The organism is Pseudomonas sp. FME51 (genome assembly GCF_014897305.1).
Genome location: NZ_JABUYN010000003.1, coordinates 343,878 through 367,679 on the forward strand (window position 1 = coordinate 343,878; position 23,802 = coordinate 367,679).

The window sequence follows — 23,802 nt, forward strand, 5'->3', positions numbered from 1 at the left end:
AGGTCCAGGCAGTTCAGCGATAGGCATTATCGTTGTCCCCTCCCCCCCCGTCGCGTTTACTGACAACGGTCAGATTATAAAAACAAGATCAACGGAGAAGCTTAATGTTCAAGCCAGAGTTGTCATTACTCAGCAAGGCTGTAGGACTCTCAGTCTCGCTTGTCTGCGTCAATAATATCCAGGCAGCAGAATTCGATACCGGCAATCCCGACTTGATCGGCCGCTGGGACAACACCATTCGCTACAACCTGGGCGTCCGCGCCGAGGACCGCGATAACGCGCTCGGCAACAATGCCACCTACGACGAATCGAACTACAAGTTTGATCGCGGCGATGTGGTGACCAATCGTCTGGATGTGATGAGCGAATTCGAGCTGGCCTATAAAAAAGACCACGGTCTGCGCATCAGCGGTGCGGCCTGGTACGATCAGGCCTACGCCGATACCGACGTCGAGATCAATCCGGGCAACGTTTATTATCCTGGTGCGCCTGCCGGCCCGAGCACCACCAGTTATTTCGACGACCGATATTCCTCCCACACCAAGCGCTACCACCGAGGCTTGAGCGGTGAACTCCTCGACGCCTTTGTATTTACCCGGTTCTACGTAGGCGACGCGCCTGTCAGCGTCCGCGCTGGACGGCACACCCTCTACTGGGGCAATGGACTGTTGATTCCCGGGCATGCGGTGTCCTACGCGCAGGCTCCTCTGGATGGCCGCAAAGCCCAGGCAAACCCCGGCACCGAAACCCGCGAGATATTCCTGCCTCTGGCACAACTGTCCGGCCAGGCCCAGGTAACTGACCGGCTCTCCCTCGCGGCACAATATTTTCTCGAATGGGATTCAACACGTGCACCTGAAGGGGGAACCTATCTGGCGTCCGCCGATGTCGCCCTTGCAGGCCCGGATCGCCTACCCGTTGCGCCCGGCTTTGCCTTTCCCATAGAAGACCCGCTCGAACCTGACAACCGCGGCAACTGGGGCGTCATGGCGCGTTACAGCCTCGATTTCATGCAGTCGGATATCAGCGCGTTCTACCGAGAGTTTGATGACTACACCCCCTGGGGTCTGCAAACCGGGCCTGGCTCTGCTCGCTATGTCTACCCCGAAGACATAAAGCTCTACGGCTTGAGCTGGTCAGCGGGTCCGGTACTCGGCGGTGCTTCGGTGGGCGTTGACCTGTCGTATCGCGAAAACGCTTCGCTGATTTCCAGTCGGATCGATCTGGCAGACAACCAAGGCGCGCGAGGCGATACCTGGCACATGGTCGCCAATGCGCTCTGGCTGCTGCCTCCCACGCCACTATGGGACACCGGTTCTCTGATTACCGAGGTCGCCTACAGCCATCTGGACAAGGTAACCGAGAACGCCGATCAGTTCCGCGGCGAAGGCTATGGCGGTTGTGTGGACGAGGATAAGGACTGGGGTTGCGCTACCCGCAACTACGCCGGGTTGGCGATCAACTTCACCCCTCAGTGGTTAGGTGTTCTGCCCGGCTGGAATATCTCCGCGCCAATGAGCCTCAACTATGGCATTTCCGGCAATGCTGCCACTGGCGGTGGCAACGAAGGCGATTACAACTTCAAGGTAGGCATCAAGGGTCTGCTCGACGAGCGCTACGAGATCAGCCTGTCCTACATCGGCTACGGCTCCGACACCATCACCCGTAACGTTCCCGGCGTTGGGAACACCGTAATAGGGGGTAACGGCAGCATCGGTCTCTCCGATCGCGACTGGATATCGTTAACCCTGGGCACTGCTTTCTAGGCCGACAACCCGCCAGTCAATAACAATAAAATTTGGAGTACTCCATGAAGATGAATCAGATTGCAATCAGCCTTCTCGCGGTCATAGCTGCCCCGGCGCTGAGTAATGAGACATGGACCGCCGATGACCTGGGCCAGGACCTTACCCGCTTTGGTGCGATAGCCGCCGGCAACGATGCAGACACTATTCCCGCTTACACCGGTGGGCTGGAAGTGGCCGACGGCCTGGAGCCAGGTGACGGATTCTGGCCTAACCCGTTCGCCAACGAAGCCCCGTTGTTCCGCATTACCGCCGAAAATGCCGATGAGTTCGTCGACGAGCTTTCCTCCGGACAGATGAAGCTGCTCAAACAGTATCCCGAAACGTATTACATGGATATTTATCCGACCCACCGCACCGCGGATTTCCCAGAGGCCTTTCTAGCAGCAACCGTGGACAATGCCGGCAATCCGGAATGCAAATCGCTGCACGATGGGTTATCCGTCAGCGAAGCCTGTCGTGGCGGGTTGCCCTTTCCGATTCCGGAGAGCGGCGAGCAGGTGATGTGGAACTATCTGCTCAACTATCAGGGTATCAACGGCTGGGACTGGAACCATAGCGCTTATGTGGTCAATCAGGGCCATGTGACCTTGACCAATACCAACCGTTCCACCGGTGAAAAACCGTTCTATCAATTGGATGTGGAAGGACGCGACCCGAAGATCGCTAGCCGGATCTGGTCACGCATCGTCGCCCCAGCTCGCACGGCGGGCACGGCCTCCGGGTATTGGGATCACCTTGATCCAGTGGAGAATGATCGCTATGCCTGGAGCTATTCGACCGGACAGCGACGCATCCGCAAGGCTCCGGAATTTTCCTATGACACGCCCAATGCCGCGTTCGGCAGCGTCTCCTTCTACGACGAAATCTTTCTGTTCTCCGGCAAGATGGACCGTTTCAACTGGACGCTGGAAGGCAAAAAGGAAATGTTCCTGCCCTACAGCAACTATGAGTTGAAATGGGGGTGCGACATGGACACCAAGCTGATGGAAAACCACATCAACCCGGCCTGCGAGCGTTGGGAACTGCACCGCGCCTGGGTAGTTTCAGCTGAGCGCGAGGAAGGTATACGGCACGCACAGAAATCCCGCCGTTATTACATTGACGAAGACACCTTCGGCGCAGCGTTGTACGACGCCTGGGATGACAGCGGCGAAATGTTCCGCTCGGGCGCGCAGTACAACATTCAGGCCTATGGCATCCCCAATAATCCGCAGCAGGATTCCTACTCGCTGTATGACTTCACCCGCAGCCAGTATGGAATGTTCGGCAATGGTCCGACGCGCTACCGCGATGCGCCCATTATGGAACGCGAAGCCAATCCACAGACTATCGCCGCTGGTCAGCGCCGCTAACGCTTACCTGATCCCAGACTGGAGCTTTCCATGAACAGACTTGCTGAAAAAGTAGCGGTTATTACTGGCGCCGGCAGCGGTATCGGCCGCGCCAGCGCCATCGCATTTGCCGCTCAGGGCGCCAAGGTTGTAGTGACCGACCTGTATGCGGACGCCGCAGATCAAGTCGCCCACAGCATCACTGCCGCGGGCAACGAAGCGACGGCGCTCAAGGTCGATGTTGGCCAGGAGGCCGATCTCAAACAGATGATAGCCACCACCATCGAGACCTACGGCCGGATCGACATCCTGTTCAACAACGCAGTTAACAAGAATCCCGCGACAGCTCGGGACGTGGATTTTATCAACTTCAATGAAGAGCTGTTCCACGACAACATGCGCGTCAACGTGCTGGGTGGCGTTCTTGCCTGCAAGCACGCCCTGCCCCACATGCTGGAGCAAGGTTCCGGTTCGATTATCTTCACCTCGTCCACCAGCTCGATTGCCGGAGAAGTCGCCCAGTTCAGCTACGGCGCGTCCAAAGCGGCACTCAACTGGTATGTGCAAACCATCGCCGCCACCTTCGGCAAGCAGGGCGTTCGCTGCAACGCGATCCTGCCCGGCGTAATCCGTACCGCTGCCCTCGAAGGCTGGGCCAATGAAGAGATGACCCGCGCCTTCCTCGACCTGCAGAACGTGCCGCAGCTGGGAGAGCCGGAAGACATTGCCAATATGGCGCTCTTCCTCGCCTCGGATGAGGCGCGCTATGTGAACGGCACCCTGATGCGCGTCGACGGCGGCATGAGTTGCGGCACGCCGATGGTCCCGGTAGTCCGCGCCTACCTCTGAGCGCAGACCTTCAACCTACTCCGAGGAGATTTTTGCAATGGGCTTACGACAAGAACAAATCATCAGGGAATTCTGCGCGGCATGGGGTGACGGCACAGCTACGTCGCGCCCGCAGCTGGACACCATCCTGAACATGATGCGTGAAGACGCAGTCTGGCAGCTTTGGGTTCCCGGCGGGCCAGTGATTCGCGGCCGCGCGGCGCTACGTGACGAGATCCAGCGGCAAATGAGTTACGTCACCCACAACCACTGTGTCATTCGCAACATTGTGTCCTCGGACAGCATCGTGATGACCGAGCGGGACGACTACGCCGTTTCCAGCGGCAAACCCATGCCGCATTCCATGGTCGCAGTTTACGAGCTCAATACCGAGGGGAAGATCACGGCGTGGCGCGAGTACCTCGACACCGCCGATCTGGCGAAGAAAAAGGGTGTATCCCTGGAGCAGGTTGGCGGCCCGGAACTGGCTGCCCCAGGGGCCTGAGCGCTCTATTCATTTACAGACCTGGCCGGCGCCAGGTCCAAGAAGCTTATTCGTGGAGTAATCAATGAACATGGCCTTATCAGATAATGCCAGTGCCGACCAGTTGACGGAACAAAAGATACGTGGTTTCGTCGAAACGCTGCTGGGCGGGACCGTGGTCCGCACAGACCGGCTACCGCGCTGGCGACCTGCCTGGAATATGGACCTCCAACGTGGCGACGAAATACTCAAACTGCACATCCGCGGCGATCGGGGCGGCGACGTCAGCCCGTTTCCGGATGATCTGCGCCGCGAAGCAAATATTCTTGCGCTGATCGGTCAGCAGGGTGTTCCGGCACCGCATATCTATGGATTCTGCGAAGACCCGCTGGCAATCGTCATGCAGGCCGTGCCCGGCACTAGAGATCTCTCTTCCGCCAGGGACGACGCCGAACGCCTGAGCCTGGCCAAGCAATACATAGACGCCATGGTCGCCATGCACCAGCTGCCACTGGATCGCTTTGTGGCCAAGGGAATCGAGCTGCCCGAGGGTGCCGAAGCCATTTCGCTGGCCGGGCTTAACGCGTATTACCCGCTTTACGCACGCAATAAAACCCGTCCGCAGCCGCTGCTGGAATTCGCCCTGAACTGGCTGCGCCGCAACGTTCCGCAGCATCGCACCAAGCCCAGCCTGGTGCAGTACGACTCGGGCCAATATCTGTTCGAGAACGGCAAGCTGACCACTCTCTATGATTTCGAGTTCGCGATGATCGGCGACCCGCTGGCCGACCTGGCATCAGCGCGGATGCGGGACAATTACGAACCACTCGGAGGCCCTTTCAAAGCGCTCTACGAATATTACCAGCAGGTTAGCGGCGAACCGCCTGAACCCGACGTTGTGCGGTTTCATACCTTACTGTTCTCCACCGTCAGTACGATGCAGTTCTCCTCGACGGTCGCTACGCCAAAACCGGGAGATCCCCACGATACCTATATTGAATTCGACATTGCGCTGCGCCGCGTAGTGGTCCACGCCCTGGCCGAAGCAATGGGCGTGGCAATCGAGACGCCAGCCACCCCCGTCAAACCACAGGGACCCAACGCCGAACTGCTGAGCATGCTGAGTGATGCGGTGGAACAGGTCGAAGTGAATGATCCCTTCCAGAAGACCAAGCTGAACGCCGTGCGCAAGATCGTGGAATATCTAAGCAAGGCCGACGCCATGATGCTGGAGCTGCAAGCCCAGGACATGCGCGAAGCCGAAGCACTACTCGGCCAGCGCTTTGACCACCACCAGGAAATGGAGGCGGCGCTGGAAAGTTTCGTGACGGCAGCTAACGCCGAGCATGACCTGCCTCTGCTGGCACTTTTTGCCTCGCAGATTGAACGACGTGTCCAGGTGTTTGGCGGCACCGCTATTGGCGCCTCGGCCAGCCATATCGACCTTCCCCCCCTATGAACCTCGACACTGATCGTACCCGGAGCGGATATGTCTGAAGAAATAATCAACCAGCTGGACGATGCGCCCGCATTTCACCGGCGTTATGGTGACTGGGCGCTCATCGCGGGGGCATCCCATGGCATCGGTGCAGCCTTCGCGCGCCAGATCGCAGCGCAGGGCCTGAATTGCATCCTGGTCGCCCGAAACGAGACAGCGCTTGAGTCCCTCAAAGCCGAGCTCGAAGCTCAGCACGGCATTCAGGCGTTATGCGTGACGCAGGACCTGTCGGCAGCGGATGCCACCTCAAGGCTGCTAGGAGCCATCGGCGCCCGTCAGGTCGGTCTGGTGATATACAACGCCGGCGGTGATCCCTTTATCAGCCAGTTTCTCAACACCTCTACTGAGCATTGGATGAAGCTGCTCAGGATGAACACGCAGACGGTCATGGAGATCAGTCACGCATTTGGCGGCCGGATGATAGAGCAAGGCCGTGGCGGGTTTCTGCTGGTGGGTTCACATGCGGCGCTGGGTGGCATGCGCAAGCTGGGGATGTATTCAGCAACAAAGGCCTTTTCGCTCAATCTAGGTGAATCGCTTTGGGCCGAGTGGAAGGATCGGGGCGTCGATGTGCTCAATCTGCTGATCAGCACCGTGGATACGCCAACGATGCGCGAGACCATGCAACGATTGAATATTCCCAATGCCATGACCATGCCATTGCCGCAGGCGGACGACATCGCCCGCCTGGCTCTGCAGGAACTGCGGAACGGGCCGACGCTGATTCATCCCGAAGATATGGCGGTTGCGGCAGGCGCAGCCTCGCCCGGCAGCCTGAGGCGAGACCATGTGATGAGAAAAAGTGCCGAGGCGGCTCAGTTTATTGGCAACGACTAACGCCATTCCCATTATCTTAAATTATCCTGAACGGGCAGAGACCATGAAACAGTTTGATAACAGAGAATTCAAAATCGGCTGGAAGATCCTCATTCTCGCTGCCGTCGGCGTAGCGACCAGCTCCAGCTCCTTGCTGCTATATAGCTTCAGCGCAATGATAATACCGCTGGAACAGGCAATGGACTGGGGCCGCAGCGAGTTGCAGGCCGCCATCACCGCTCTATCGCTCGGCACCATAGTCGCGGCTCAGCTGGCGGGATGGCTCAACCTGAAATTTGGTTTGCGTATCGTCACCATCCTGTCATTGATCGCTCTGTCAATCAGCATGGTTCTACTTACCCAGGTGCAAACCACAATATGGAGCCTGTATCTGGGTTACTTCCTGGTACCTCTGGCGGGTCTGGGAACTTTGCAGATCACCTGGTCCCACTTGGTCAATCTCTGGTTTGTAGAAAATCGTGGACTGGCTCTGGCCATCATTCTCAGCGGCTCAGGACTCGCCGCAGCCGGGTTGCCGCTACTGGTCACCTGGGCTGTATCAACCTGGAACTGGCAAGCCGGATTTATCGCGCTGTCGCTGCTGCCGGTCCTGATAGCTCTGCCGCTAACCTTGCGCTGGTTGATGCCTGTCAGGTCAGAAAATAGTGCGGCTTTGGTGGGACAACCCAAGCCCCAGAGCCCATCCAGCGGCATGCTGCTGAGTGAGGCGCTAAAATCCTGGCGCTTCTGGGTGTGCAACCTGTCCATGACCCTGGTGGTAGCCTGCGTGGTCGGACTGGTAACCAATATAATCCCGCTGCTGCAGGACAGAGGGCTTAACGCCGTTGAGGCCGGACAGATTTTCAGTGCCTTCGGTATTTCGCTGATCTTCGGAAGACTGGTAGTGGGCTATCTGATTGATCGTTTGTGGGCCCCGGGCGTAGCGGCCATAGCCCTACTTATGCCCGCTGTTGCCTGTCTGATTTTCGCTCTGACCAGCGGCAATACCGGGCTCTATGTTCTGGCTACCTTGCTGGTAGGCATAGGTGCAGGTGCGGAGTTCGACATCGCAGCCTTTCTTATCGCCCGTTATTTCGGCATGCGTGACTATGGCCGGCTCTTTGGTGTTCACCTGGGTCTGATCACAGCGGGTGCTGCCGGAGCGCCGTTGCTGTTTGGCGCGCTCTACAGTCTTACTGGCGACTACTCCGGCCTGCTGGCCTTCAGCACCGTTTGCTTTGTTGTCGGACCCCTGATGCTACTGACGCTCGGCGGTTACCCGGTATTTCGCCGCGACGACGCCGTGCCCGCTTACTGAGGACAACTGCTTACCGGTGCATTTGACGAAAGGCTTCAGGGGTCATGCCGACCTCCTTGCGGAACGCTGCCGTAAAGGAGGCCGGATTGAGGAACCCGGTTTGATAGGAGATCTGCTTGATTAACACCTTGCTATCGAGCAGCAGTGACTTTGCGCGGCGGATACGAGCCTGCGCTGCAAATTGGCGTAGCGTGAGACCAGTGGTGTTCTTGAACTGCTCCGAAAGACGTCTGGCCGGCATATCGAGCGCGTCTGCTAGTTGCTTGAGGGAGCTGCTGTGTTCAGGTTCCGTCTCGACCATTTCGCGCAGCGTTCTCAACTGCCTGGGGCTCAATTTCCCTGAATCAGCGGTAACCTGAGAACTCAGAAACTGCCGATGCAAATCAAGCGCGACACCCGTCAGCAGGCACTCGGTATGCAGTTCGCTGGCAAAACCGGGTGCAGCGACCTCCTGGGCGAGACGCTGCAGTGACATCCTAAGGTAGGGGCTCTCCAGATTCAGCATGCTGTCGCTCAGACATCCATCCCACTGCCACTGGACCCCAGCCAGCGGTCCCATGATTCCAGGATCGAACAGACATATCATGGCTTTGTATTCGGATACACCGTGACAAAACTGAAATTCCGTATCCCTCGGTAGAAATAGCGCCTGCCCTAGCGGCTGAAACTCACAGCTGAGGTCGGAAAAACGGCCTTTGTTATCCGAAAAAGGAGACCATCGTCTTGCTGGTGTCGGTAGCACCAGACGCAGCAGACAGCTGCTCTTCGCATGAATCACCGCGGTGCCGGAATTCGACCAGTGCGCATGTTCAATACGTATGTCAAAGCCGTCATTCACCAGTCGATATTCTGTCAGAAACTCTCCAGCGGCGGACGGATCGTGTTCATCGTAATGTACTGAATACATAAAGAGGCATCTCAGAGATTATTTTTATTGAACACTGATATTTACACTTCATCATAATCATTCAAGCGTAATAAACAATCCAAAAATAACAGTTTCAGGCATTCGAAAAACCAATACCTGAAACTACTTTTTTAAAATAAATAGCAAAGCGAGAACTTGCTCTTTTCGTCGAACAAATCCAAACTTCTTGGAGCAAATTTCAGGAACTCCTGAGTGGGTAGCGTCTCTACATTTAATGTCCTTCCCAAAATAGCAGGAGAATTATAATGAAGAAGATTGCGACGACATTAGGCTTGCTCGCCTGCCTGCCATTTGTGGCTTTCGCGCAAGATATCGAGCTGGACGAGGAACTAAACGGTCTGGATATCGAAACGAAGATAATCGGTGACAGTACTGCTACCACTCCAGGGCCTGGAGGAACAGCCGGTACCCAAGTGCTTCAGGTAACCAATAACGGTGATTCCAGCGTGACCTGTCAGTTAGATCCGGGGCCTGCCGAAACTGCGGCTTCTGAATCTCCAATGACTCCCATCAAGGCAGGTGCGTCGGCCGTTCTGCGGTTGGACGGCAGTTATGCAAGCGCTACGATGCGAGCGAAACTGATCTGCAACGAAGAAGAGTAACGTACCTCTATTGCGGGCTAACCATGTGGTTAGCCCGCAATAGGCAAACTCCATAAAGACGGCAGGCAAGCCATGATTCTCAGAATGGACCACTTCACCATCGTCACTGACCAGCTCGAGGAGACACAACAGTTCTACGTGAACCTGCTTGGACTCGAAGTGGGACCAAGGCCGCCCTTTCCAAGGCCCGGGCTGTGGCTTTACGCCAAGGGCCACCCTGTGCTTCACGTCATCGCAATAAATAACATGCCCAACCCTCGCCGCGGTGTGCTGGATCATATGGCGTTCTTTGCGCAAGGTTTGACAGAGACATTAAACAAACTCGACCGGCACGCCATTCGTTATCGAATCATCCGCGCGCCGGGGGACGTCCGGACCTGGCAGGTGTTCTTCAAAGACCCCAATGACGTGGACGTCGAACTCGATTTTGCCCCCGCAGAGCAGGCTCCAGCCGATTGGAAAACCAGAAGCAAAGCCTGATTTCAAATCAGGCCGGTGTAAGCCCCGCCATCCAGCTGCAAATTCTGCCCTGTAATGTAACCAGCCTGAGCCGCGCACAGAAAAGCACAGGCGGCGGCGAATTCCTCAGGGGTGCCGAAACGCCGCGCCGGAACCGGTTTGAGCATCTCGGCTCTCGCCTCCTCCAGGCTGATACCCTTGTGCTTTGCCAACTGGCTGGTCATATAGACCAGCCGATCGGTCGCGATGCGTTCGGGCAAAAGGTTGTTGATCGTGACATTGTCACGGATGACCTCCACCGACAGGGCCTTCGAGAACGCCGTCAGCCCGGCCCTGGCCGCTGTCGAGAGACCCATTGGCAACCGCGGGGACTTGACCATGGCCGAGGTGATATTGACGATCCGACCAAAACGACGCTCGCGCATTCCTTCAACGACTGCCTGAATCAATAGGATGGCGCCGAGCATATTGGCCTCCAGCGCTTGCTGCCAGCAATCGAGGTCCCAGTCCTGGAATTTGCCCGGCGCGGGCCCACCATTATTGGTGATCAGAATATCCGGAGCGGGGCAAGCCGCAAGGAGTGTCTCCCGGCCAGCGCTGGTGTTGAGATCCGCCACCACCTGAATCACCTCAAGACCCGTGCTGTCACGGATTGCCATCGCAGTCTCATTCAAACTGGCGGCGTCACGGCCGTTGATGAAAACCTCGCATCCTTCAGCTGCCAGCGCCATGGCGCACGCCTTACCCAGGCCCCGCGAAGAGGCACAGACAATGGCTTTGCAACCGGCAATATTCAGATCCATATCTACTCCCGTGGCGACTCGCCAGCGGCTTGCGTTCATTACAGCGAGGCCGCAATCCTTTATGCTGATGGCACTGACGCCTGATGTTTTATCCATGAAACCGGAGACGAAATACAATGAGCAACCCGTCAACCCGTGCAGAACCTGGCAAGCGGGATACCATGAATCGTCTGCTCGCCGCCGCCAGGCAAATCTTTGCTCTGAAAGGCCTGGCGGGCGCCCGGGTAGAAGATATCGCCCGCGAAGCCGGCGTCACCAAACAACTGGTTTATCACTATTACGGCTCCAAGGAAGTGTTGTTTTCAACCGTCCTGGATGACGCCTCGCAACAGATAATGCAGGAACTGATCGCCCTTGATATCGATGAACTGCCGCCGGAAGAAGCGCTGCGGAGATTGCTCAATTGCTGCTTTGACCAATATATGGAAGATCCGCTCCTGGGCGCTCTGGCCCTGGAAGGCATACGCTATCACGAAGCGTCGGAGACCAGGCCCAACAGCTTCACCAGCGAATCCCCGGCGCTTGTTATCAAGTTTTCAGCGGTTCTCAAGCATGGAATCGAAGCTGGCGTGTTCAAGCAGGATATCGATGCCCGTCTGTTTCTGGCGAGTTCCGCGCTGCTGATGTCCGGCGGGTTCACCAATCATTACACCATGTCCGTCCTGGTCGGCTTTGATACTACCTCGGAGGATGGCATGCGGATCTGGCGTGAACACTCAGCCAACTTCATTCTTGCGAGCATCAGGCGACAGGCCTGATGCCTGTAGCGCCCCGGTTAGGGGGCGCTAACCAGAGCCGCGAATTCCATTACATGCCGCTGCGGTCCGACTGCTCGAAGAAGGCGCGCATTGCCACCAGTGAAGGCGTGTGACTGCCAAAACCGCCATCTGCTACCAGGGTGGTACCCGTCACGAACGATGACTCGTCGCAGGCGAGAAAGGCCACCACGTCAGCGATCTGGCGGGGGGTGCCCAGTTCAGGCGTCAGGTGATTGTCGCGCAGGATACTCAGCAGCTCGGGCGGCATGGAGCTGTGGGCGTTTTCCGCAGGCGCCAGACCAATCTGCACCGCGTTGCCGCGCACACCCAGCTTGCCGTACTGCGCCGCTACCAGCTTGGGCAGCATGTTCAAAGCAGCCTTGGTTGACGCGTAGCCGGTCAGGGACAGATCCCCTTGGGCACCCAGTCCGGAGGTAGCAAAGATTACCGAGCCCTTGCCCTGTTTCAGCATCACCGGAATGACATGCTTGGAACACAGCACGGCGCCGCGCAAATTCACCGCGATAGCGCGATCAAAGGCGTCCATATCCAGGTTGCAGATATCGCGGTCTTTCTGGCGTTGGTTCACATCCAGCACAGCGGCATTGTTGTGCAGCACATCGATACGGCCGAACCGGTTCATCACCTGTTCGACCATCGCCTTGACGTCGTCTTCGCTGGATACATCGGTGCGTATGGCAATGGCCTGGCCACCGGCCGATTCAATTTCTGCCGCCACATTGGCCGCCGCTTCCTGATTGATATCGACGATCGCGATGGCGGCACCATGGGAGGCCAGTACCCGCGCGCACTCGGCACCCAGACCACCACCAGCGCCGGTGATGATCGCTACACGATCCTTGAGCTTGTCTGTTGTCATTTTATTCTTCTCTTGGCTTGATACGAGATGATCCGCTTCACTCACCGGTGAACTGCGGCGCGCGACGCTCGGCAAAGGCCAGAGCAGCCTCCTTGGCATCCTTGGTGGTAGCCAGCAACGAAAACAGGTCCAGTTCGAGATCCAGACCCTTTTTCAAATCGACTTCCGAGGCAGCTCGCGCGGCTCTTTTTGCATACACCGAGGCCATTGGCGATTTGCCGGCGATCTGCAACGCCAGCGCCGACACTTCCTCGAGCAAGGTTTCAGCGGTCTTGGCGACACGCGATACCAAGCCAATCTGCCGCGCCCTTTCGGCATCCAGGCGTTCACCTGTGAGCAGCAAATCAAGCGCATAACCTGGCGCCACCACCCTGCACAAACGCTGCGTACCGCCGCCGCCCGGGATCAATCCCAGACCGGTTTCCGGCAGCGCCAGCACCGCATTGGGCGACGCAAAACGGATATCACAGGCTAGAGCCAATTCCAGGCCTCCGCCCATGCAGTAACCCTGAATCGCGACGATAACCGGCTTGCTTACTGCATCGATAGCTTCGATCCAGCGGGCGCCCTCCATCCGTTTTCGCACCTGGATGGAGGTCTCGACACCACGCTTTTCCTTGATGTCAGCCCCCGCGCAAAACCCCCGCGCGCCCTCACCGCGGATCACTATGACGTGAATCCTGGGGTCGTTCTCCAGCCGTTCGAGGGCCGCTGGAACACCCTCGCGAATAGCGTCGTTGATGGCGTTGATCTGGCCAGGACGGGTGAGCACCACCCACCCCACGGCCCCATCACAGTGCATCTGCACTGCTTCGTTGATTACTTCGGGCAGGCTTTCCTCAATGCTCATGTCAGCACTCCTCGAACTCGAACAACTGCCCTCTAAGCTCAGACGGATCGATCCTGATCAGCGACTTGCCACCCACCGCATCGCTGGACTCGATCCAGCTGAACGCCGTGCCCCGCGCCCGGAGATCTTCAGCCTTCGCCGCCAGATCGTTTACGGCGATGCGGATGTAATAGGGGCCTGGACCCCAGCTGTTGACGTACAGGCCGGCTTCACTGTTCCAGCGAGTCGCTTCGATGATGTCCAGCGTGGCACTGTTAGCCAGGGTGAAGCCCATGCGCGCGCGGCGATACCCTTCGCCCTCCATCAGCTCAACCGGACCTGAGGGTTCCCAATCAAGATTGGCAGAGCACCGGCGAAGGGTCTCGTTAAGGTCACGCACCAGATAGCCACGGGCAGAAACACGCACCATATCGCCGGGCTTGGAATCAAGCGGCTGCGGAGCGGGTACCGAGAACGTTTCGGCCGGCATCTGCAGTGGCTCCATTGGCATGATCTCGATACACAATCCGCCATCGACGATAGGATCGTAGACGGGTTTTTCTGGCGACGCTCCCAACCACAGGCGGTCGAAGGGCATATCTGGCGTGCGTTGCGCCATTCGGAACGGTAGACGCCGACGCATCAGTTTCGCCACCAGCGCATCGAATTTATCCCCGTGCAGGCTCAGCACGATAGAGTGAGTCAGCATCGGACGGTGCCGGCCCTGGTACTCCTTCAGGCTTTCCAGGAAATCATGGAACATCGGATCACCGGGGTTGGGGCGGTCCAGATGCCACTGCGGCTCGACCCTGGTCGGTGACACCGCCAATGATTTGTGCACTCGCAGGAAGTGGGCAATATAGGGATGGTCATCAAAGGCCTGGCGCCAGCGCTCGTGCTTGTGGATGCCCAGCTTGTCCACCAGCAGTTCGGTCATTCCATCCGGGTCTGGCACCATCATGTCGGCGCTCATCAGCAATTCGAACATCTTTATCTCCATTTTTACAGGGGAGCGAAAATTCAGTGTTGGGTTGGAAGCGCCATTCCTTGGCGCTGTACTTCAATTGGTATTCACTGATTCCTGCTTTGTGTAGCGTGCGGGTTCAGACGAAGGCCGCTCGATGGGTACGTCTGCGGGCGACGCCACTGCGCCACCTTTCCGGTTCCGAGCTCCCACATCCTGGAGAAGGAAGTGCGAGAGCGCGGGGATCAGAATCAAGGCACCGAGCATGTTCCACAGGAACATGAAGGTCAGCAAAATGCCCATGTCAGCCTGGAACTTGATGGGTGACCATGCCCAGGTGACAACCCCTGCTGCCATGGTCAAACCAATCAACGCCACGACCTTTCCAGTGAAATCCAAAGAACGGCGATAGGCTACGGCAAGGGACTCGCCACGTGCCTGGACAGCCAGCTGAACACTGAGCAGATAGAGTGCATAGTCGACCCCGACCCCCACGCCGACTGCCATGACCGGGAGCGTCGCGACCTTGAGGCCGATGCCGAGCCATACCATCAGCGCCTTGCAGATGATGGTTGTCATGATCAGAGGGATGAGCGCGACCAAGGTCGCGCGGATGCTGCGGAAGGTGATGAGACATAGCAATGCAGTTGCGCCGTATACCGCAAAGTACATAACCATAATGCCGCGGCGAACTTCGATGTTGGTTGCCGCCTCGATACCCGCATTACCGGCTGCCAGCAGGAACTCCACAGGATGCTCGGCATCAGGGCCGGTATTGTACTCGGCGGAAAATTCCTCGACGACGTTCAGGACGCGCGTCAGCGTATCGGCCTTGTGATCGGTCAGATAAGCAATCAGGGGGGTGACCGAACAGTTCTGGTTGGTAGTACCCGGCGAGGAAATCATCGCAGCATCGACTGACGCGTTGGTAATCGCCTGATCACGACTTATGGTCAACCATTTGGCGCTGCCTTCAGCCATGCCAGAGGTCATGGAGCGGACGGTACCGGCCAGCGATGTAGTAGTCTGTACCCCCTCGGTCTGGCGTAGACGCCAGGCAAGCTCATCCATGGTCTGCAATGGGCCGAAGAAACGACACCCATCGGCTTCGGTCTTCATGATGACTACGAATTGATCACTCGAGAGACCGTAATTGGCGGTGATAAAGGCGTTATCCATATTATAGCGCGAGTCAGGACGAAGCTCCGGCGCACCCGGATCCAGGTCGCCTATTTTTAGATCGAGCATGGCTACCGAGCTGACCGCTGTAATCACCACAGAGACGCTTATGGCAATGATCGCCCACTTGCGTTCGGTAAATCTGTTCAGGCCCTGCCACACCTTGCCCTGCCAGTTGCGATTCTGCTGTATGTTCTTGTCTTTTTCGATGGCAATCCGCGCCGCTTTCTTGCTGACGCCTATGTATGACAACGCAACCGGAATTAGGATGAGTTTGGTGAAGATCAGGACGGTGACACCGATACTGGTCGTCAGCGCCAAGTCCCGGATAACCGGAATGTCGATGATGGCCAGAACGGCGAACCCCACCACGTTTACGAGCAGTGCTGTCAGCCCGGTCAGAAACAGCCGCCGGAAGGTGTAACGTGCAGCGACATACTTATGGGTCCCACGGCCAATATCCTGCAGGATGCCATTCATTTTCTGGGTGCCGTGGGAAAGGCCGATCGAAAAGATCAGGAAAGGCACCAAAATGGAATAGGGGTCCAGCTCATAACCGAGTAACTGCATCAGACCGAGAAGCCAGACGACCCCCGTAATCGCTATGCTCACCAGCAACAGGGTACTGCGTACGCAATGTGTGTACAGATACACAAAGAGTGCGGCCACCACTACGGATATACCGAAGAACATCATTACCGCTTGAAGGCCCTCGATCAGATCACCGACCAGCTTGCTGAACCCGACGATATGAATGTCCACATTGTCGCTTTCAAATGAGCGGATTTTGTCCTCGAGCTGTTTAGAGAACTCGCTGTAATCCAGCGGCTCGCCGGTCTGGGGATTGGTCTCCAGCAGGGGCGCCAAGATCATGCTGGAACTGGCGTCATTGGCGACCAGGCTGCCCGACAACCCGGCGCGGGTAATGTTGCGCCTCAGGGCGCGGATGCTGGTTTCGCTACCGTCGTAGTCGGAAGGCATAACCGCACCGCCACTGATGCCATCCTCAGTAACTTCCCGCCACCGTACGATAGGCATCCACAGCGACCGCATCCAGGACCGATCAATGCCGGGAATCAGATAAAGCGTGTCATTCACCTCCTGCAGCACCTGCAGGTATTCCGGATCATAAATATCGCCGTTCTTGCTGGCAACCACCACGCGGATGTTATTACCCAGGCCCGGTAGTTCACTCTTGTGTTCGAGGTAATTCTGTATGTAGGGATTATTGACCGGGATCATTCGCTCGAAACTGGCATTGACATCCAGCTTGGTAGCAAACGTGCCCAGCACAATGGTCACCAGAAGACAACTCAGGAGCACTAGTATTCGATTATGAAAAATAATGCGTTCAAACAGGCTGCCAGAATTCTTATCGAAGTCTTTGACATCTTGAACTATTGGCATCGCGTTATTGTTATTCAGATCGACCATTTTCTTCTCCAAAGGTCAGATTGCGACCACCAAACACATAGGCCAGCGCATCCCGGATAAAATTTCAATGATACCAATAGGCGTTCTTGGCTCGGCCATCCGGTCCTTCCCTCAATTACGAGGTCAATAACCGTGTGGTACTACATCAAGTCCCTGGTACTGGAATCGACTTGCCGAGCTGGCTAATATCTATCTTTCTGACACCAGAGAACTGGGTAACTATCAACTCTCTGGAGCCGTTCAACATGACCGCGGAGGATACTTCCCCGGTGAAGGGAACCTCCAGTCTGGCCGTTTCAAGACTGCGGGAATCCAGGCGTACCAACTCGCCGCGCTGGCTTACCAATATCGAGTGGTAGGGCCCGTCTTCCAGCGAATCCACCAGGCTGGCTTGCTGCTGGGTTTCAACCTGATCCCAGGTCGCACCTTCATCTCGGCTGACATACAGATTGCCCCGCAGGCCGTACGCCATGACCAGGCCGTCACGAACGTGCACACCAAAGAAGGTGCCGGCATACGATGTTTCCACGTTGACGAAACGGCCAAGCTCACGATCCAGTCGCATGACAAGACCCTGTTCGCCGCTTATGTAGGCCTGATCACCCTGCATATCTATGCTGTACAGGTGCATTCGACGGTCGTTCTCGGTATGTTCGGTCCAGGGTGTCCAAGTAGCACCGCTGTCGGTAGTGCGCAACAGCATGCCAAAGGCGCCCAGCACGAATCCTTCGCCGTTTTCCCTCACAAATACATCGAGGAAAGGCGTGGCCATGATGCCGGGACTGTAGGAAGTGCTGATCCCAAGATCGACTTCCCGGAGCATGCTTTCCGCTTCGAACTCATCAAGGTCCGCGGCGTTGGCATAATGTTCCTTGAGAAGAGTGACCAGACTCCGGCCATCCAGCTGCACTTTCCATGTAAGCCCACCATCGGTGGTTGCCAGCAGCACAGAATCATGCCCGACCGCCCAGCCATTGAGCTCATTCTGGAAATACACCTGAACCAGATCGACAGCCACCGGACTCGGGGACTGCGTCCAGGTTTCGCCATTGTCGTCAGATATCATGATCAACCCGCGCAAGCCAACACTCACGAGGTTCTCACCAGCGCGGGTAACAGCCAGGGCGGGTTGCGAGCGCGCGCCGGCCTGAACCAAAGCGGATTGCTGCAACGGGTCATGGAAACCGGTTGATGACAGCGGAGCTTGCTCCGATGCCGCTACCGGCAAGACCTGAACCATCAGACCAATACTGCAGGCACCGGCGATGGCGAACGAGGCACGTGAGCGGCGCTTACCAGCAGACCAATTAAACAGACGGGATACATTCATTATTTTTATCCTCGGTAATCCCAGGAGTCCCTATGCGTGAGATGCCCAGGGTCGACCGGTATGAGTGGCAGCGCTTTATCCGTCCTGGAGAAACAGCGCTGCCTTGGTCAGATCTGGTTAGCGAACGGTTTCTCGGCCCACTATGGCTTCAGGGTTCAACTCGCGCTCGGAAAGAGGCTTCTCAAGTACCTGATAGCCGCCATTGAGAGCGTCATTGATCAAGCCGTACATGCCCTTGTTGAAGTCATAGATAGAGTGTTTGACCATGTAGGGAATATCGTGATTATAAAGCTGCACGCCACCCAGCATCATTGAACGATACAGTTGACCACTTTGGTCCCAGGCGTCATACAGGCCAGCCCCATAGGTGTCTTCGTCCAGGTAGTAGGTCCGTTTGCTGTAGACGTGACGGTTGCCTTCTTTCAGCGTCGCTTCCACTTCCCATACACGGTGCAGTTCCCACCGCTCGCATTCGGGATTGACGTGGGAGTCCATCAGCTGGGTTTCAGCATCGCAGTGAAAGTACAGCTCGTAGTTGTTGTAAGGAATGTACATCTCCTTTCTACCAACCAGATCGAAGTCGAAGCGGTCCTGCATGCCCGAAAACATGAAGAGTTCATCAAACAGTTCCAGCCCGCCCATACTGGCTACGGGGGTATCGTAGGCAAACTCGGGGGCTAACTTGACCCGGCGCTGCCCTGGGGTATAGCTCCAGGCACGACGTGGTTTCTGGGTCGGATCAAGGAAATCGATGTATCCGGTCAGCTCACCGGCGCGGCGCGCAGGTGCTTTGGTTACCGAATACACACGGGTATACATTTGCGGATCTCGTTCTTCCAGATCCGTCTGATAGTAAGGACGTTCAACGAACGTGGATTGCTCGGAAGCCTTGGTCACGGTGCCGTTGGAGGCTACGATCCAGCTATTGGAAGAGGCGGTAGTGGTACCGTATTCACCATCGTTGTAACGTGTTTGCTGGTTCCACATCACCTCGTGCCCGGTCTGTGGAATCGGGAAGGGAATCCCGCCCCGGCATTCCGGTCCCAAGGCAAGACCGTCTTTCAAGGTTCCGCAGGTTGTGGCATTGCGCACGGTGGCGTCGAGAACATCCTGGGGATGAGCTGCGGTACGGTGACTTGGGTAGATATCCATGTAATAGGTGTCTGGATTGCGCTTGAGCAATTCAATCTGACCCGCACTCAACTGTTCTGCATATTGCTCATAGTTACTAGCATCGATACGGAACAATGGCTCTTCATCCTTGAAGGGATCCGCCCAATAACCGCTACCCGGTTCGAAACCAGCAGGAGCTTCACGAAGCCCCCCTTCAAAAGGGGGGATAGTGCCAGCTTCATTGCCCGCTTGAATCGCCCCGAGCAGCGTAAGAGACTCGCCAAGCTTGGCGGCCTCCTGCGCAGGCACTGCGGCCAGTGAATACGCCGCAATCCCGGTCAAGACGATGCTTAAGGCAAAATGAAGTTTCATAACGTGCTCCGATATTGTGTTTATTTAAAAGGAAGTCTTGTAGGTCAGCGAAACCCAACCGCGGTCGGTACCACCTACGTTCCCGTTGCCATTGACCATCTCGTCGCCATTGGCATTCAGGGTGTTCTTCTCCTGAGCTGAAGTGTCCGCGTAGCGCAAAGTAAAGTCGTGTTTCTGACGATAGGTCATTTGCGCACCAACAGACCAGGCCAACGCGCCCTCGGATCCGCCACCCGCATTGGCAGCGTTGCCATACAACCCGTAGTTGACGGTCAACGGAACGGACAGGTCCCAGGAAGGCCGGATGGCCAAATATTGCGGTGTGTAGTTCACAGCTACGGCTGAATAGTTCCGGGTAGAACAACCGTCTTCCTTATCGCCAGAGCCTGGAATGCCCGGCGTGCGAAGATCGGTACAGGCGGCGTTACCTCGTCCTTTGTAAAACTCTTCGTTCTCGGTGACCTTATCCAGATGACTGAATACCAGTTCAGCTACCAGCACCGAGTTATCTGCGAGCCAGTTGCGAGGCACACCGTACACTGCGTTCAACACAGCATGGTAGGTATCACCGCGGGGGCCTTCGTTAGTTATGGGGCTGATACCGGTGGCGTTCAGTGCACCGTCCTGGCGGTAAGACAGTTCAGCGCCAATGGAAGCCGAGCCTACGTTGCCTGCATAGCTGATACCCATCAGTTTCACGTTTCGTGGGTAAACCAGACGGTATTGGCCGGCGGCCATATCAATCTGAGGAGACAACCATGCCTGATAGTCATCAAACTGACGGTAATAGGCTCCCACCGTTGCACCTAGGCTCTGAATATCATAGCGCGCCATGACACCCCAGTTGGCGTCATCGCGTCCGAATTTGGAATCACCCCGTCGCAAATCGAAACCGGGCGCCGCTGCCAAACGGTCTGGACCTTCAAAGAAAGGGTCAGCTGCGCCAAAATAGGTGCCGCCATACGGCATGCGAGTGTGATCCCACTCATAGAAATATTGTCCGGAAATGGACAGATTATTCGTTACCTGCGCCTTGGCAGACACCTGCCCGATCGGCAGAAAGACTTCTTTCGTTTCGATGCCTGGACTGGTAACGGCTTTCACAGCGTCCATCGGAGCCTGGGAATAGGAAATGGCATGCGCGCCAAACAGCAACCCTTCACCCCAGTAATTGGTGTGCTTGCCCACCTTGACGTTGACCGGCGTGTCTCCCAGATCAAAATTGCCCCACACAAACGCATCCAGAATCTCTCCGGAGGGGCCGTAGACATAACGCTCGACTTCAGAGCTGTAACGGTCGTTATCATAACTCGTCGAATAGCCTGGCACGTTGCCATCAACGGTACGATCGCTGTATGCATCGTCGTACCAGGCAGCGGCGCTGACCCGCGCACCGAAATGCCATTTGTAGGCAAGGTCGATTTCCGTCAGCAGATCGAGACGGTTGGTGACGATGTCGCCTTTGTCGAACTTCCCGTCTGACTCGTCGAAGTTCGGGTTGTTCATGATCGCGCTATCCTGGTCTTCCGCCCGGATACCCAGGTTGTAGCGAACGGTATTATCCCAGCGCAGCCGTATATCAGGATTGCCGACATCGATCTGCATGGCTGAAGCGCCGCCTGTAGCCGCTAGAACTGCAAGAGCCAGCGCACTGCAAGCCAAACCGTTGTGACCAAATCTGAGCTTAGTGTTCATCTGTATTCCTTGTTTTTATTTTCAGTGGCTAATGAAAATTATTCGCGTATCGCTGCAAGACCACAAGCATCTTCAACCGCAACACCAGTTGGTTAGCCTCCTGCGCTCCGTTCAGCGTCTGGTCATCCTAGCGGAACAAAACCCACAATTCCATATCAAGATTTTCATTCTACATTCAGATTTGAAAATAACAGCGAAATCGGAGCAGATGCAACAGCCATCAAATTCGCGGTAGAGCCGCTAAAACCGCGCGCTCGTCATTTTTTGACCGTAATCAATGACACAAATTAAACATAAATATGCCTTTTGTTCAATTTGTGTTTCTTTCTTTCGGCAGTTGTCGTTTTAATAGAAAGCAGGACCTCGGCTGAAATGCCCTAAAATGGCGCTTCCAGCCGCGGTTAGAGCGGGAAGAGCCCGACTTCCATCACTACGGAGAATGTATGAATATTGATTTAAGTGGTAAGCGAGTGATCATTACAGGCGCCTCCCGGGGCATTGGCCGAGCGATTGCCAGAGCGTTTGCGAGGGATGGTGCCAGAGTGGCTATCTGCGCGCGGGATCCGCAAGCCGTTGCGGAAACCGGCAAGGAGCTGGAGAGCAGCGCCGCAGCGGTCATCGCCCGCTCTGTCGACGTCACTGATACCGCGGCGGTCCAGGCTTTCGTTGCGGAGATCGCCGAAGCCTGGGGCGGTGTGGATGTGCTGGTCAATAATGCCGGCCAGGGTAAAGGCGGCAATCTGGACACCCTCACGCCCGAAGACATCCTCGCCCACGCCAATGTGTTGCAGATGGGTCACTTTCGCTTCGTTCAGGCTGTTGTGCCTTTCATGCGCAGGCAGCGCTGGGGCAGAATCATCGAAATCAATGCGCTTGCTGGCGTGGTGCCCACCCCAGAAGGCATTCCGTCGGTAATCAACCGAGCCTCCTGTGTAGCCCTTTCAAAATCGCTTGGCATGTCACTGCCCAAAGACAATATCCTGGTCAACTCCCTCAACATGGGTTGGATCGATACCGGTCAGTGGGATCGGCACTTCAAGGAAATGGGGCCAGGTGTAACTCGGGAGGAATTCGATGAAATGGTCATGAAAGTCGTCCCGCTGGGACGCTACGGCCGCCCGGAGGACGTGGCTGGTATGGCGCTGTTCCTTGCCAGTGATTACGCGAACTTCATCAGCGGTGCGTCTATTGATATTGCCGGCGGCATGGGCGGGCAGATTGCCTACTTCCCTACATTAAAGCGCGACTTCACCGAGTCGATCCGTCAGCGCAGAGAAAACGCCGCGCAGGACTGAACGATTTCTGATCGGACAATGCGTCGCCTGCCTGAGCAGCGCGACGGATCACGATCCGCAAGCATGAATAAGGAACTGCTGGAAAGCACTGGCAGCCTCGTTCAGGCTTGCGCCTTCACGCCACAGCAGGCCCAGCTCCATCGGTGGGACGGCGTCGGTAAGCGGGCGGATTTCAATCTTTTTGCCTTCCAGCGACCAGGCGCGATAAAGCATGTCTGACAGAATGGTCACCCCAAAACCGTGAGCCACCAGCCCGCGCAACGATTCCATGGAAGACGTGCGGAAAGCCACCTGCGGCTCAAGGTCCTGGCTATGCCAGTAACGCAGCGCCGACGTTTCGCCTTCGTCTACCGTGGGCATGATATAGGCATGTCCGGCGACATCCTTCAAGGTGATGGACGCCGACTGTAACAGGGGGTGGGCGGAAGCCAGCCACAATTGCCGCCGGGACCTGATCAACACGCTGTGCTCCAAGCCGCCGAGATCGCTGGCGTTAGATATTACCGTCAGACCCACGTCCAGCTCGCCCGAAGTGACGGCGGCCTCGATGCTACTCCGCTCCATATCAATCAGATCAATCTCGACATCCGGATAATTACGCTTGAACCGTGCCAGCAGATTAGGCAGGAAGTAGCCCAGCACTGTATAGGACGCTCCTACCCTTACCACACCGCTGATCGCATGGCTGAGAAAGAACGGCTCGCTAAGAGCATCCTGCAACGTATCAAGAATATGACTGGCATGCTGCAAGAACTTGTTGCCCTCCGCCGTGAGGCTGACGCCGTAGGGCATCCGTTCGAACAGTTTCACGCCCAGGCGCTCTTCCAGCTGCATGACCGCAGCAGTGATAGCCGACTGCGATACATGCACCTTGCTAGCCGCTTGGGAAAATTGGCCGGTCTCCGCAGCTGCAACGAAGTATCGCAACTGGCGCATCGAAACATCATGCTTTGTCATCTGTTTTTCCAATAACTGCGTCTGGTTTTTATAATTTTACGATACCAGCCGCTCTTCATATACTCCAGTCAATCCGTACTACCGTGCATTGCAGTAGCCATAAACAGAACAAGACAGGTAA

21 protein-coding genes are annotated in these 23,802 nt (G+C 56.5%); 11 read left to right on the top strand and 10 right to left on the bottom strand.

Going from position 1 to position 23,802, the window contains the following annotated elements; all coding sequences use genetic code 11:
• Positions 1-104 precede the first annotated feature (104 nt).
• From INT39_RS08160 to INT39_RS08190, 7 genes are all read left to right on the top strand, one after another.
• Complete coding sequence (locus tag INT39_RS08160) at positions 105-1,766, top strand: DUF1302 domain-containing protein (protein WP_193073429.1); 1,662 nt, start codon at positions 105-107, stop codon at positions 1,764-1,766.
• A gap of 44 nt (positions 1,767-1,810) precedes the next feature.
• Positions 1,811-3,160 (top strand): DUF1329 domain-containing protein, encoded by a 1,350-nt coding sequence (locus INT39_RS08165; RefSeq protein ID WP_193073430.1) that lies wholly within the window; start codon positions 1,811-1,813, stop codon positions 3,158-3,160.
• A gap of 30 nt (positions 3,161-3,190) precedes the next feature.
• Positions 3,191-3,988, top strand: coding sequence for an SDR family NAD(P)-dependent oxidoreductase (locus INT39_RS08170; protein ID WP_090274877.1), 798 nt, complete (start codon positions 3,191-3,193; stop codon positions 3,986-3,988).
• Between the two features lie 37 nt (positions 3,989-4,025).
• The gene (locus tag INT39_RS08175; protein ID WP_090274879.1) at positions 4,026-4,472 is read left to right on the top strand and encodes a nuclear transport factor 2 family protein; all 447 of its coding nucleotides are present in this window, start codon (positions 4,026-4,028) and stop codon (positions 4,470-4,472) included.
• 70 nt (positions 4,473-4,542) lie between these two features.
• On the top strand, positions 4,543-5,910 hold the full coding sequence (locus INT39_RS08180; protein ID WP_090276572.1) for a phosphotransferase family protein: 1,368 nt from the start codon (positions 4,543-4,545) through the stop codon (positions 5,908-5,910).
• 30 nt (positions 5,911-5,940) lie between these two features.
• Complete coding sequence (locus tag INT39_RS08185) at positions 5,941-6,786, top strand: SDR family NAD(P)-dependent oxidoreductase (protein ID WP_090274881.1); 846 nt, start codon at positions 5,941-5,943, stop codon at positions 6,784-6,786.
• A 43-nt stretch (positions 6,787-6,829) separates the two neighbouring features.
• A complete protein-coding gene (locus tag INT39_RS08190; RefSeq protein ID WP_090274883.1) occupies positions 6,830-8,083 on the top strand; it encodes an MFS transporter in 1,254 nt (417 codons plus the stop codon).
• Between the two features lie 10 nt (positions 8,084-8,093).
• Here the strand turns inward: INT39_RS08190 and INT39_RS08195 are convergent, their stop codons facing one another.
• Positions 8,094-8,990 carry a helix-turn-helix domain-containing protein gene (locus INT39_RS08195; RefSeq protein WP_090274884.1) on the bottom strand — a complete coding sequence of 299 codons (897 nt, stop codon included), beginning with the start codon at positions 8,988-8,990 and terminating at the stop codon, positions 8,094-8,096.
• A gap of 266 nt (positions 8,991-9,256) precedes the next feature.
• Here INT39_RS08195 and INT39_RS08200 point away from each other — a divergent pair, with 266 nt between their 5' ends.
• Together INT39_RS08200 and INT39_RS08205 are read left to right on the top strand one after the other, a co-directional pair.
• Entirely contained in the window at positions 9,257-9,613 is a 357-nt protein-coding gene (locus INT39_RS08200; protein WP_090274886.1) for a hypothetical protein, read from the top strand.
• A gap of 84 nt (positions 9,614-9,697) precedes the next feature.
• Entirely contained in the window at positions 9,698-10,093 is a 396-nt protein-coding gene (locus INT39_RS08205) for a VOC family protein (RefSeq protein ID WP_226944614.1), read from the top strand.
• Between the two features lie 2 nt (positions 10,094-10,095).
• Here the strand turns inward: INT39_RS08205 and INT39_RS08210 are convergent, their stop codons facing one another.
• The gene (locus INT39_RS08210) at positions 10,096-10,875 is read right to left on the bottom strand and encodes an SDR family oxidoreductase (RefSeq protein WP_090274890.1); all 780 of its coding nucleotides are present in this window, start codon (positions 10,873-10,875) and stop codon (positions 10,096-10,098) included.
• Positions 10,876-10,991: 116 nt separating this feature from the next.
• On the opposite strand from INT39_RS08210, the gene INT39_RS08215 reads away from it, so the two are divergent.
• Positions 10,992-11,633, top strand: a complete 642-nt coding sequence (locus tag INT39_RS08215; RefSeq protein WP_193073431.1) for a TetR/AcrR family transcriptional regulator — start codon at positions 10,992-10,994, stop codon at positions 11,631-11,633.
• 49 nt (positions 11,634-11,682) lie between these two features.
• Here INT39_RS08215 and INT39_RS08220 read toward each other — a convergent pair whose 3' ends face one another.
• The 7 genes from INT39_RS08220 to INT39_RS08250 all read right to left on the bottom strand — a co-directional run bounded on the left by INT39_RS08220 (position 11,683) and on the right by INT39_RS08250 (position 21,429).
• Positions 11,683-12,513, bottom strand: a complete 831-nt coding sequence (locus tag INT39_RS08220) for an SDR family NAD(P)-dependent oxidoreductase (protein ID WP_090274894.1) — start codon at positions 12,511-12,513, stop codon at positions 11,683-11,685.
• Positions 12,514-12,550: 37 nt separating this feature from the next.
• Positions 12,551-13,363 carry an enoyl-CoA hydratase/isomerase family protein gene (locus INT39_RS08225; protein WP_090274896.1) on the bottom strand — a complete coding sequence of 271 codons (813 nt, stop codon included), beginning with the start codon at positions 13,361-13,363 and terminating at the stop codon, positions 12,551-12,553.
• 1 nt (position 13,364) lies between these two features.
• Positions 13,365-14,330 carry a lactoylglutathione lyase gene (locus INT39_RS08230; protein WP_090274898.1) on the bottom strand — a complete coding sequence of 322 codons (966 nt, stop codon included), beginning with the start codon at positions 14,328-14,330 and terminating at the stop codon, positions 13,365-13,367.
• Positions 14,331-14,402: 72 nt separating this feature from the next.
• Positions 14,403-16,919 (bottom strand): efflux RND transporter permease subunit, encoded by a 2,517-nt coding sequence (locus tag INT39_RS08235; protein WP_193073432.1) that lies wholly within the window; start codon positions 16,917-16,919, stop codon positions 14,403-14,405.
• A gap of 145 nt (positions 16,920-17,064) precedes the next feature.
• On the bottom strand, positions 17,065-18,249 hold the full coding sequence (locus tag INT39_RS08240; RefSeq protein WP_193073433.1) for a YCF48-related protein: 1,185 nt from the start codon (positions 18,247-18,249) through the stop codon (positions 17,065-17,067).
• A gap of 117 nt (positions 18,250-18,366) precedes the next feature.
• Entirely contained in the window at positions 18,367-19,734 is a 1,368-nt protein-coding gene (locus INT39_RS08245) for a DUF1329 domain-containing protein (RefSeq protein WP_193073434.1), read from the bottom strand.
• Positions 19,735-19,758: 24 nt separating this feature from the next.
• Entirely contained in the window at positions 19,759-21,429 is a 1,671-nt protein-coding gene (locus INT39_RS08250; RefSeq protein WP_193073435.1) for a DUF1302 domain-containing protein, read from the bottom strand.
• A 443-nt stretch (positions 21,430-21,872) separates the two neighbouring features.
• Here INT39_RS08250 and INT39_RS08255 point away from each other — a divergent pair, with 443 nt between their 5' ends.
• A complete protein-coding gene (locus INT39_RS08255; protein ID WP_090274906.1) occupies positions 21,873-22,724 on the top strand; it encodes an SDR family oxidoreductase in 852 nt (283 codons plus the stop codon).
• A gap of 48 nt (positions 22,725-22,772) precedes the next feature.
• Here the strand turns inward: INT39_RS08255 and INT39_RS08260 are convergent, their stop codons facing one another.
• Positions 22,773-23,681 (bottom strand): LysR family transcriptional regulator, encoded by a 909-nt coding sequence (locus INT39_RS08260; protein WP_090274910.1) that lies wholly within the window; start codon positions 23,679-23,681, stop codon positions 22,773-22,775.
• Positions 23,682-23,802 lie beyond the last annotated feature (121 nt).

Bases quoted from the DNA above. Each gene is read 5' to 3' on its own strand.
- INT39_RS08160 (WP_193073429.1), top strand. From the start codon at position 105: ATGTTCAAGCCAGAGTTGTCATTACTCAGCAAGGCTGTAGGACTCTCA.
- INT39_RS08165 (WP_193073430.1), top strand. From the start codon at position 1,811: ATGAAGATGAATCAGATTGCAATCAGCCTTCTCGCGGTCATAGCTGCC.
- INT39_RS08170 (WP_090274877.1), top strand. From the start codon at position 3,191: ATGAACAGACTTGCTGAAAAAGTAGCGGTTATTACTGGCGCCGGCAGC.
- INT39_RS08175 (WP_090274879.1), top strand. From the start codon at position 4,026: ATGGGCTTACGACAAGAACAAATCATCAGGGAATTCTGCGCGGCATGG.
- INT39_RS08180 (WP_090276572.1), top strand. From the start codon at position 4,543: ATGGCCTTATCAGATAATGCCAGTGCCGACCAGTTGACGGAACAAAAG.
- INT39_RS08185 (WP_090274881.1), top strand. From the start codon at position 5,941: ATGTCTGAAGAAATAATCAACCAGCTGGACGATGCGCCCGCATTTCAC.
- INT39_RS08190 (WP_090274883.1), top strand. From the start codon at position 6,830: ATGAAACAGTTTGATAACAGAGAATTCAAAATCGGCTGGAAGATCCTC.
- INT39_RS08195 (WP_090274884.1), bottom strand. From the start codon at position 8,990: ATGTATTCAGTACATTACGATGAACACGATCCGTCCGCCGCTGGAGAG.
- INT39_RS08200 (WP_090274886.1), top strand. From the start codon at position 9,257: ATGAAGAAGATTGCGACGACATTAGGCTTGCTCGCCTGCCTGCCATTT.
- INT39_RS08205 (WP_226944614.1), top strand. From the start codon at position 9,698: ATGGACCACTTCACCATCGTCACTGACCAGCTCGAGGAGACACAACAG.
- INT39_RS08210 (WP_090274890.1), bottom strand. From the start codon at position 10,875: ATGGATCTGAATATTGCCGGTTGCAAAGCCATTGTCTGTGCCTCTTCG.
- INT39_RS08215 (WP_193073431.1), top strand. From the start codon at position 10,992: ATGAGCAACCCGTCAACCCGTGCAGAACCTGGCAAGCGGGATACCATG.
- INT39_RS08220 (WP_090274894.1), bottom strand. From the start codon at position 12,513: ATGACAACAGACAAGCTCAAGGATCGTGTAGCGATCATCACCGGCGCT.
- INT39_RS08225 (WP_090274896.1), bottom strand. From the start codon at position 13,363: ATGAGCATTGAGGAAAGCCTGCCCGAAGTAATCAACGAAGCAGTGCAG.
- INT39_RS08230 (WP_090274898.1), bottom strand. From the start codon at position 14,330: ATGTTCGAATTGCTGATGAGCGCCGACATGATGGTGCCAGACCCGGAT.
- INT39_RS08235 (WP_193073432.1), bottom strand. From the start codon at position 16,919: ATGGTCGATCTGAATAACAATAACGCGATGCCAATAGTTCAAGATGTC.
- INT39_RS08240 (WP_193073433.1), bottom strand. From the start codon at position 18,249: ATGAATGTATCCCGTCTGTTTAATTGGTCTGCTGGTAAGCGCCGCTCA.
- INT39_RS08245 (WP_193073434.1), bottom strand. From the start codon at position 19,734: ATGAAACTTCATTTTGCCTTAAGCATCGTCTTGACCGGGATTGCGGCG.
- INT39_RS08250 (WP_193073435.1), bottom strand. From the start codon at position 21,429: ATGAACACTAAGCTCAGATTTGGTCACAACGGTTTGGCTTGCAGTGCG.
- INT39_RS08255 (WP_090274906.1), top strand. From the start codon at position 21,873: ATGAATATTGATTTAAGTGGTAAGCGAGTGATCATTACAGGCGCCTCC.
- INT39_RS08260 (WP_090274910.1), bottom strand. From the start codon at position 23,681: ATGACAAAGCATGATGTTTCGATGCGCCAGTTGCGATACTTCGTTGCA.